This is a genomic window from Streptomyces sp. NPDC023573 (assembly GCF_055559735.1).
Genome location: NZ_JBVHKB010000007.1, coordinates 486429 through 496163, shown reverse-complemented (window position 1 = coordinate 496163; position 9735 = coordinate 486429). Strand labels below are relative to the sequence as shown.

Below are 9735 nucleotides of genomic sequence, written 5' to 3'. Positions count from 1 at the left end.
CCGGTTCCGGCAGCAACGACGACCGCGAGAAGCCGGACTCGTGGAAGCACGACAAGCCCGAGGGTGGCGTCCACGCAGGTGGCGGTGCGCTGGCCGGTCTGTCGGCGGACGACTGGGAGAAGGACAAGGACAAGGACAAGGAGTCCGGTTCCGGCAGCAACGACGACCGCGAGAAGCCGGACTCGTGGAAGCACGACAAGCCCGAGGGTGGCGTCCACGCAGGTGGCGGTGCGCTGGCCGGCGTGTCGGCTGACGACTGGGAGAAGGACAAGGAGTCCGGCTCCGGCTCCGGTGACAGCGAGCAGACCTGGAAGCACGAGAAGCCCGAGGGTGGCGTCCACACCGGCGGTGGAGCGATGGCGCTCTCCGGCAGCGGCCTGGCCGCCGGTTCGGTGCTGATGCTCGGTGGCCTGGGTGCCGTCGCGTACAAGCTGCGCCGCCGCAACGCCTCGGGTGCGGCGGCCGCCTGACCGGCGCTCCGCACTGCTGATCGAATCCGTCGTGGCCGCCGCCCTCTCCGGGGCGGTGGCCGCGCCGATTTCCCCCGTACAGCCACCCGTCCCTCCCGTACGCGAAAGGCAGCATGCGCATGGCCGCCCCGCAGCCGTCAGAACCAGCCCCCGCCTCCCCTGCCCTCGGCCGTTCCCTGCTGTGGCCCGTCGCGGCGGTGGGGCTGGGCTTCCTCCTCGTCTACAACTCCTTCGACGCGTCGGCCGGAGTCCCGCCGGCCCCTGCCGTGGTGTCCCTCCCCGCGGCCTCGGCCCCCGTCTCGTCCACACCGTCCGCGTCCGCGCCGCCCGCCGGCCTCGGGCTGCCCCGGTCCGAGCCCGAACGGATCTCGATCAAGTCGATCGCCGTCGACGCTCCCTTCACGCCCCTGTCGATCGGCCCCTCCGGACAGCTGGACGCACCGCCCGCGCACGACGCGAACCTCGCGGGCTGGTTCAAGGACGGCGCCACCCCGGGCGAGCGCGGCACCTCGGTGGTGGCCGGGCACGTCGACACCAAGACCGGTCCCGCTGTGTTCCTGCTGCTCAGCACGCTCAAGGCGGGCAACACGGTGGACATCACCCGCCGGGACGGCGCCGTCGCGACGTTCAAGGTCGACTCGGTCGAGACGTTCAGCAAGGAGGACTTCCCTGACGACCGCGTCTACGCCGACAACGGCACCGCCCAGCTGCGGCTGATCACCTGCGGTGGTGTCTACGACAAGAAGAAGAAGGACTACGAGGACAATGTGGTGGTGTTCGCGCACCTCGCCTCCACCAAGAGCCCCTGAGGCGGTCCGGCCCCTGCCCCTGACGTACGGGTGAGGGCTTAGCGTCTGCGTGCTCCCGGCCGGCCGGGCCCGGAGCACGCAGACGAGGAGTCCGCCCATGACCGCCCGCCCGTCCCTGCCGCGTGCCGCACCGGCGACGGCTGCCGGGACCGCACCGAGGGCGCTTCGGTTCTACGAGGAGCGAGGGCTGCTGCCTCCTCCGACGCGCAGCACCACGGGGCAGCGGCGGCAGTACAGCGCACGCGATGCCGCCCGGGTCGGATTCATCCGCGAGCTGCTGTCCCTTGGGCTCACCGTGGAAGACCTGAGCCACTGCGCGGACCGTCTCGACCTGCTGATGGACGATCCGCCGCAGCGCTGCGGCGCATCCGGGACGGGGGGCACGGAGAGCCCGGGGGTCGCCGCGCGGAGGCCGGCCGTCCTCGACTCGGAGATCGCCCGCCTCACCCGGCTTCGCGAGCAACTGGCGTCCCGCGTCGGGGTGGATGCCCGGCCCTCCGCTGACGCCACCGGTATCCACTGGCTGGGCCGTCCCCCGCGCACCTAACATCCCGGGGTGACCACGAGCCCCGCCGGCGTGCGGATACAGCAGCGACACACCGACCGTCCGGGCCGTGACATGGCGGTGGACCTCTGCGCGGTCTCCGAGCTCGGCCGGCTCGCCGGACACGCGGACCGTCGTTCGAGGCATCTGGGGCTCGCCCTCCTCGCCGAGCGGGCGGCCGAGCCCCACCTGTCCGCCGGTGAAGCAGCCGAGCTGGCGGAGCTGCTGCCGCCGGACGTTCCCGAGTCGCCGGACGAGTCGCTCCTCCTGGCCGGGCTCCACGGGCGTCTCGGGATCCACCTCCCGCGCGGACTGCCCGCCTGGCGTACGGTCCCGATGCCGGAACGGGTACGGATCGCCTGGCTGCGGGCCGACCTCCTCACCGACCCCTCCGCGCTGCGGGACGAGCCGCCCGGCGAAGTGCTCCACCAGGCCGTGCGCTCCATCGACGCCTGGGACGCCCACCGGCCTGACCGGCTCGTGGCGGAGGTTCTGGAGACCCGTGACCCCGCCGTGCGTGCGGAGGCCGTCCGGCTGATCCGGCAGGGCCTGCACGCCGGCCTGCTGGCCCCCGGCCTCGCCAGGGACCATCTGGCCGGGCTGCTCGGCTCGGATCGGGACGACACGGCCGTCGCGGCTGCCGCCCTGGAGGAACTGGCCGAACCCTGGGCGGCGTCCGACCCTCTTCCCGCCACCCTCTTCGCCCCGCATCTCGACCCCGCCCGGCCGCTCGGGGTGACGGCTCGCGCCCTCACCGCTGCGGCCCGGCACGGGCACCGGGCGCTGCTGCGGCGTACGGCGGCGGACCCCGCCGCACCCCCGGCGGTACGCCGACTGGCCATGGAACTCCTCGGCGACCTGGCGGAACGCGGTGACATCGGCGCGCTCCTGGACATCGCGGCCCAGGACCCACTGCTGCTCGGCGGACCCGCGATCAGCTGTCTGCAAGGGCTCCACAGGCGCGGGCACTTCCCCGACGCGTCGCAGGCGCCGGCCGTCGTCGGCCTGGCGCTGGCCGATCACTCGATCGACTCCCGCACGGTCGCGACGGTCCTCTACACCTGCCGCCGGACGGTCCTCGACCTGCTCGTCGACGCCCCGGCGGACGACCCGGGCGCGCCACGCCGGCTCGACCTGCTCGTCGCCCTGGCCGGGCAGGGGACGGGAGACCTCCCGATCGGGGCCGCCGTCACCCGGCTGCTGCCCTCCGCCCGCGTACCCGCGCCGTTCCTCGGCGCGATCCGCGCACTCCGTCACGAGGACGCCGAGGAGGCCGTCCTCGCGCTGCTGCCCCGTGTCCCGGCCGCCGCCCTCGACACGCTCGAAGCCATCGGTGGGGACCGCACCGTCGCGGCGCTGACCGAGGCGCTCGGCCCGGAGCCCGACGGACGTGGCATCGCGCCCTTCCTCCGTCCCGTACGCCACCGGGCACTCGAACTCCTGTGGCAGCTGAACACCGATCCGGACCTCCGGCGCCGCCTGCTCGCCCGTGTCGGTCCCACCGCGCCGCCACCGGCCGTCGCGGCCGACCTCGGAGCCCCCGACGAGCGCGAACTGGCCCTGCTGGCCGCGGGTCCCGAACCGGCCGATCCGGTGGCGGCGCTGTGCGCGCTCGCGGCCCGCGGGAGCGCCGCCACTCTGCCCGCCCTCACCGGCCTGCTGCTGAGGACCGTGAGCGAACTGGCGGCGTCATGGGAGACGGTGGAGACGGGCCCGCACCCGGAACCGGCCCGTGCCACGGAGCCCGTGATCCCCCAGGAGATCGTGGACGCCGTACGCGGTCTGGGCGGCCGCCTGCACGAACGCCGCAGGATCAGGCCGTCCTGCCTGCTCGGTGCCCGGGACGCCCGGGAGGCCGGCGACGCGCTCATGGCCGGAATCGTCCTCGACCTGCTGGACCGGCCGGACCTGTCCGCCCGTCAGCAGTCCGTCCTCCTGGAAGTCCTGCGGCGCACGCCCTCCGCGGAGACCCGCCCCCGCGTGCACCGGCTGCTCCGCCACCGCGATCCGCATGTGCGCAAGCAGACGATCGCCGCCCTGGCCGCGGGCGCGGCGGGCGAGGACGCCCAGGCACTGTCGGCCACACTGATCGCCCTGACCCGGGCCGAGGACATCCAGACCGTACGCCAGTCGCTGCTGGCCCTCGGCCACGCGGAGGCCCGCTGGGCCTGCCCGGCGATCACCGCACTCCTGGAACACCCCACGATGAACATCAGGAAGACCGCCGCGTCGGTCCTCGCGAGCGCCGGGACACCGGCCGCGGTCCCCGGCCTTCTACGCGCCCTCGGCCGCAACGACAACCCGGGGCTGCGCGCCGGACTGGCCGCCGCGCTGCGCGCGGTGCTGGGCGACGCCTGCACGGCCACGGTCCTCGCCGCCGCGGCGCGCACCGGGGACATCCGTGAGCGCACGCGGCTGCTGGGGGCCCTCACCGGCGACCTCACCGCCCGCACGGTCGTCGCCCTGGCCGATCAGAGCTCCCCGCTCGTGCCGGATCTGCTCGCCGCGGTGGCCGACGGCCGGATCCGTCTCGGCGCGGGGAGCGCCGCCGGCCTCGCGGAGCTGTCGGCCGCGTACGGGATCACACCGCCCGGCCGTCCGTCGGCCGGGGACGCCGGTTCATGGGCAGCCCGGCTCGTCGGCCACGGCTGGAGCGCACCGGTCGCCCTGTGCCTGGCGGACAGCCCCGACGCGCTGCCGCCGCAGCGCCTGAGGGAGCTGCGGCCGATGCTCGCGGAGTGGCTCCGCCTGGCCCGGTCCGTACCGGAAGCCGCCCGCGACCGGGTCATCGGCCTCGTGCTGCGGCTGTGCCCCGCACCGTGGCCGGCCGACGAACTGGAGAAGATGGCGGACTCCGTCCAGGTGCTGACGGACGGTCTCGCGGGTCAGCGGGAACACCGGGCCGGACTCCTCGCCGTGCTCCAGGCCGTGGCGCCACGGCTGCCCTGGCCCGAGCGCATGGCGCTCGCCGACGCCGTACGGGCCATGACGCCCCCACAGCACGTGCCGGCGCTGCGGCTGCTCCGCGCCTGCGACGCCGTTCCGGTCAGAGGCGACCTGGACCGGGCCCTGGCCGCCGCCCGCCTCGACGACGACGTACAGCAGGCCGAGACCGCCGTACTGCGTGAGGCGTTCGGTATCCCGGAGGAGCCGCCCACGCCGGGCAAGGAGACGGAAGCGTGGCGGTCCGCACTGCGCCTGGCCCTCCGCACCCGCCGCGCTCTGGAGGAGTTCCGGCGCCGTGTCCCGTACGCAGGGGACTCCCGGCAGTGCCTTCGCGCCCTCGTCGACGCCTACTCCCAGGCCGACGACAACGGTGTACGCGCCCTCCTCGTCGACTGGATGACGGGCATTCAGCCGCTGGGAGCGCCCCCGTGGACGCTCTCGGAGCCGACGGGCCCGGCTTCGGAAGTCGTACGCGACGACCACGGCCGGCCGCGTTCCGCCGAGCGGCGCACCCGGCTGATGGACCTGCTGGAAGCACCCGACCCCGGCCGCAGATCCGGCGCCGCCCGGCAGCTCCTGGACTGGCCGGAGCCGGATACGGCCCGGGCGGTCCTCGACGCCCACCTCCGAGGACGTGTCGGCCTGCCGCCCGGAGAGCGCCTGGCACGCGCCCTGGCCACCGTCGCCCCCGAGGAGCTGAGCGGGGAGGAGGTCGTGCCCGCCAGGGTGACCGGCCTCGCCCCGCACCTGGGCCCCTGGGACCTCGTGCCCCTGATCCCGCTGCTGCTCGGATGGTGGGAGCACGGCCCCGCCGGTCTCCGGGCGGAAGCCGCCCACGCCCTGCGGGCGGCGCCCGCCGAAGTCCTGGCGGAGCACCTCCTGCCCCGGATCGAGGCAGGAGCCTGGGGACTCCTGGACCTGCTGGCGGGACGGCCGCTGCTGGGTTCCCCGGACAGGACGAGAGTCCGGGAGCGGCTGTGCGCCGAGGGGCGGGACGACCTCGCCGAGAGGCTTCTCCTGGACGGGGGCCCTGTCCCCCGCACGACGGCTCCCGCCGGAGCGGTCCACCGGCCCGGGCGTGCCGAACTGCTCCGCCTGGCCCGGACCGGGGGACCGGAGCAGATACGCAGGGCCCTCACCCGCCTCGCCGAGGAGCACACCGGCCGCGCGCCGGACCCGGACCCCGCCCTGAAGGAGGTGATCGGTGAGCTGCTGACCCATCCCCGGCCCAAGGTCAGGCTGCACGCCCACCGGATCTCGCGCACCATGCTCGACCGGCCGGCCCACCTGCTCCACACGGCCGTCCTGCTGGACGACCCGCAGCCGGACGTCAGACGCACGGCCATCAGGACGCTCAGCCATGCCGCCTGGGAGCCGGCCGTTCCCGCGCTGGTCGCTCTGCTCGGCCACACGCATCCGGCGGTCCGCCAGGAGGCCGCCGAGGGGCTGCTGCTGATGGGCGGAGCCGCGGTCCCCGCTCTGCGGCACGCCGCGGGCCAGGCCCGTCCCGACAAGCGCTCGCGCTATACAGACGTCCTGGACCGGCTCACCGGGTCCGGCGGCGCGCCGCCCCTCCGGTGAGTGCTCAGTGGGCGCCCTCCCGCTCGGCCACGGCGACCTGGTGCAGCGTGCGGCCGGTGCGGGCCGAACGCGCGTGGTACGGGTCGGGGGTGCCCGGCCGGTCGTGGACGGCCTGCCGGTCGTCGGCCTTGATCAGCAGCCAGGCCTCCGGCCCCCGGGTCCCTTCCTCGTCGTCGATACGGAAGCGGGTGAGCGCGAATTCCCCGTGCAGCTTCGCCCCCTCGAGCCGGAACGTGGCATGTCCTCGCTCCAGGGACTCGGCGAACGGGACGGGGTCGCCCGCGAGGTCGTGACTGGTCGGGGTGTAGGTGCCCTGGTCCCAGACGATCACCGTGCCGCTGCCCTGCTCGTCCTGCGGAATGACCCCCTCGAACTCGCGGTACTCGAGGGAATGGTCGTCCGTCGGAACGGCCAGCCTCTTGTCGCTCGGATTGTCCGACGGGCCTCGCGGCACGGCCCAGGACTTCAGGACGCCGCCGACCTCGAGACGGAAATCGAAATGCATGCGCCGGGCGTCGTGGATCTGCACCACGAAACGCCGTGTGCTCTCGCTGTCCACGCCTGATCCTTCCGCCGGGATGCGGTCGGACGATGCGCGCCTGCCCGGTCGAGGCCGTGCGGGCACCGCACAGTCCATGCCTCCACTGTGCTTCCGTCGGCCGCGCGCCGCACGGCGGAAGCCGCGCGGCGACTCCGGTCAGCCGGTGTACCGCGCGAGTGTCCGGTCGGCCGCCGCGCCCGAGCGGTGCCACCAGGTGGTCACCGGTTCCCACACCCGGATCCCGTCCGGTGCCCCCGGTGAGGCGGCGTCGAAGGTCCGCCCGCGGTGCGCGGGGTCCCCGGCGACCGTCAGCCGGTCCACCACCCGCAGTTCCGTGGCCGCCGGGTCCAGCGTGCGCACCGCGGCGTAGCCGGATCCGCCCGCCGGCAGACGGTACGGACCGCTCCCGCCCTCGGGTACGGGCAGGGCCGGGCCGTCCAGGCCGCCGAAGACGACCGTGGGGACGCGGTCGACGACGCAGGCATGCCGGCCCCGGTTGGTGACGCTGATCCGTACCGTCTCCGGCTGGTCCGAGGCCGCGGCGGCGACGTCCAGGCTGCTCTCCCGACACGTCGGGACAGGGGGCGCGGCGGAGGAGGCCGTCGCGGCGCCGGCCGGAGCCAGCAGGGCGAAGGCCAGGGCGACGGTGGCGGGAACGGTCACTTCGGCACGGATGCGCATGAGTTGTCCGTTCCCCGCCACGTCCACTTCTACCTGTGCCCGCCCGGTCCGGACCAGATCCTTGACGGGCCTCGGGCCACTCTCTTAAATCAAGTGTTGAAAGATGCCGCCCGGGTGAGTGTGCCAAGCGTTCACCTCTCGGCGTTCATCTGTCATGCGCATGACATTCATCCCCCCACCCCGAAAAGAAGTGAGACCGTGCATTCTCCCCACCACAGCGGACGCCGCCTCCCGAAGAGGCGCCGTACGACGCTGTACGCCGCGCTCTCCCTGCTCTGCTGCTCCGTGGTCATGACCGCGCTTCCCGCCGGAGCCTCGGCCGCACCCGACCCCCACACGGCTGCGTCCTCCACCGCTTCCCGGACGGCGGCCGTGGCCTTCGCCGACGAGTTCGACGGCCCCGCGGGCTCGGCCGTCGACGGCGGCAAGTGGCTGACGGAGACCGGCGACAACGTCGACAACCACGAGCGGCAGTACTACACGGCGGGCAACAGCAACGCCGCCCTCGACGGCCAGGGCAACCTGGTCATCACCGCACGCAAGGAGAACCCGGGCAACTACCGGTGCTGGTACGGAACCTGCGAGTACACCTCGTCCCGGCTCAACACCTCGGGAAAGTTCACCGCGACGTACGGACACGTCGAGAGCAGGATGAAGATCCCGCGCGGACAGGGCATCTGGCCGGCCTTCTGGATGCTCGGCGCCGACATCGGCAGCGTCGGCTGGCCCAACAGCGGTGAGATCGACATCATGGAGAACGTCGGCTTCGAACCCGGCACCGTCCACGGCACCCTGCACGGCCCCGGCTACTCCGGCTCGGGCGGCATCGGCGCCGGATACACCCTCCCCGGCGGAGCCGCCTTCGCCGACGACTTCCACACCTTCGCCGTGGACTGGGCCCCCGACTCCATCACCTGGTCCGTCGACGGCACCGTCTACCAGCGCAGGACACCCGCCGACCTCAACGGCAACCCCTGGGTGTTCGACAAGCCGTTCTTCCTCATCCTCAACCTCGCCGTGGGCGGCTACTGGCCGGGCGACCCCGACGGGAGCACCAGCTTCCCGCAGCAGCTCGTCGTCGACTACGTCCGGGTGACCACAGCCGACTGAGCACGGACGCGGACCGGCGCCGGCCACCGCCGCCGGTCCGCGTGCGGACGTAGCATGATCCGTATGGAGCAGCGCACACTCGGCAGGACCGGCCGTGACGTATCGGTCGTAGGACAGGGCACCTGGCAGCTCGGCGGGGACTGGGGAGAGGTGCGGGAGGCCGATGCCTTCGGCGTCCTCGACGCCGCCGTCGAGTCGGGGGTCACCTTCTTCGACACCGCCGACGTCTACGGCGACGGCCGCAGCGAACAGCTGATCGGCCGCTATCTGAAGGAACGCCCGGACGCGGAGGTCTTCGTCGCCACCAAGATGGGCAGGCGTGCCGAACAGCTTCCGGAGAACTACGTCCTGGACAACTTCCGTACCTGGAACGACCGCTCACGCGCCAACCTCGGCGTCGACACCCTCGATCTCGTACAACTGCACTGCCCGCCCACGGCGGTCTACTCCTCCGACGCCGTGTACGACGCCCTCGACACGCTCGTCTCCGAGCAGCGGATCGCCGCGTACGCGGTGAGCGTGGAGACCTGCGCCGAGGCGCTCACGGCCATCGCCAGGCCCGGAGTCGCGAGTGTCCAGATCATCCTCAACCCCTTCCGCCTGAAGCCCCTCGACGAGGTCCTCCCGGCCGCGGCGGAGGCCGGGGTCGGCATCATCGCGCGCGTGCCGCTCGCCTCCGGACTGCTGTCCTGCAAATACACCGCCGACACCGTCTTCGCTCCGGAGGACCACCGCACGTACAACCGCCACGGCGAGGCGTTCGACCAGGGCGAGACGTTCTCCGGCATCGACTACGCCACGGGCGTGGCCGCCGCGTCGGAGTTCGCCGGTCTCGCGCCCGAAGGTGCCACCCCGGCACAGACCGCGCTGCGCTGGATCATCCAGCAGCCCGGTGTCACCGGTGTCATCCCCGGTGCCCGGTCGGTGGAGCAGGCCCGGGCCAACGCTTCGGCCGCCGCTCTCCCGCCGCTTCCGCAGAGCACCCTCGACGCGGTGCGCGACCTGTACGACCGCCGGATCCGCGCGGAGGTCCACTCGCGCTGGTGACCGAGG

At 73.6% G+C, this 9735-nt stretch carries 7 protein-coding genes and 1 pseudogene; 6 read left to right on the top strand and 2 right to left on the bottom strand.

All coding sequences use genetic code 11. The features are described 5' to 3' along the window. The 4 genes and pseudogenes from ACZ32T_RS24585 to ACZ32T_RS24570 all read left to right on the top strand — a co-directional run. A pseudogene (locus ACZ32T_RS24585) lies at positions 1-470 on the top strand (hypothetical protein); the annotation flags it as partial. Positions 471-589: 119 nt separating this feature from the next. Continuing rightward, a complete protein-coding gene (locus ACZ32T_RS24580; RefSeq protein ID WP_467368993.1) occupies positions 590-1279 on the top strand; it encodes a class F sortase in 690 nt (229 codons plus the stop codon). A gap of 97 nt (positions 1280-1376) precedes the next feature. Further along, positions 1377-1826: a helix-turn-helix domain-containing protein gene (locus ACZ32T_RS24575; RefSeq protein ID WP_467368991.1), complete on the top strand. Its 450-nt coding sequence runs from the start codon at positions 1377-1379 to the stop codon at positions 1824-1826. Between the two features lie 9 nt (positions 1827-1835). Continuing rightward, positions 1836-6350 (top strand): HEAT repeat domain-containing protein, encoded by a 4515-nt coding sequence (locus ACZ32T_RS24570; RefSeq protein WP_467368989.1) that lies wholly within the window; start codon positions 1836-1838, stop codon positions 6348-6350. A 4-nt stretch (positions 6351-6354) separates the two neighbouring features. On the opposite strand, the gene ACZ32T_RS24565 is transcribed toward ACZ32T_RS24570, so the two are convergent. Further along, a complete protein-coding gene (locus ACZ32T_RS24565) occupies positions 6355-6987 on the bottom strand; it encodes a DNA polymerase ligase N-terminal domain-containing protein (RefSeq protein ID WP_467265367.1) in 633 nt (210 codons plus the stop codon). Positions 6988-7047: 60 nt separating this feature from the next. Next, entirely contained in the window at positions 7048-7572 is a 525-nt protein-coding gene (locus tag ACZ32T_RS24560) for a DUF4232 domain-containing protein (RefSeq protein WP_467265369.1), read from the bottom strand. Positions 7573-7770: 198 nt separating this feature from the next. On the opposite strand from ACZ32T_RS24560, the gene ACZ32T_RS24555 reads away from it, so the two are divergent. Together ACZ32T_RS24555 and ACZ32T_RS24550 are read left to right on the top strand one after the other, a co-directional pair. Next, complete coding sequence (locus ACZ32T_RS24555; protein WP_467265371.1) at positions 7771-8682, top strand: glycoside hydrolase family 16 protein; 912 nt, start codon at positions 7771-7773, stop codon at positions 8680-8682. Positions 8683-8736: 54 nt separating this feature from the next. Continuing rightward, complete coding sequence (locus ACZ32T_RS24550; RefSeq protein ID WP_467368987.1) at positions 8737-9729, top strand: aldo/keto reductase; 993 nt, start codon at positions 8737-8739, stop codon at positions 9727-9729. The last annotated feature ends 6 nt before the right edge of the window (positions 9730-9735 follow it).

Bases quoted from the DNA above. Each gene is read 5' to 3' on its own strand.
- ACZ32T_RS24565 (WP_467265367.1), bottom strand. From the start codon at position 6,987: ATGGACTGTGCGGTGCCCGCACGGCCTCGACCGGGCAGGCGCGCATCG.
- ACZ32T_RS24550 (WP_467368987.1), top strand. From the start codon at position 8,737: ATGATCCGTATGGAGCAGCGCACACTCGGCAGGACCGGCCGTGACGTA.
- ACZ32T_RS24560 (WP_467265369.1), bottom strand. From the start codon at position 7,572: ATGCGCATCCGTGCCGAAGTGACCGTTCCCGCCACCGTCGCCCTGGCC.
- ACZ32T_RS24580 (WP_467368993.1), top strand. From the start codon at position 590: ATGGCCGCCCCGCAGCCGTCAGAACCAGCCCCCGCCTCCCCTGCCCTC.
- ACZ32T_RS24575 (WP_467368991.1), top strand. From the start codon at position 1,377: ATGACCGCCCGCCCGTCCCTGCCGCGTGCCGCACCGGCGACGGCTGCC.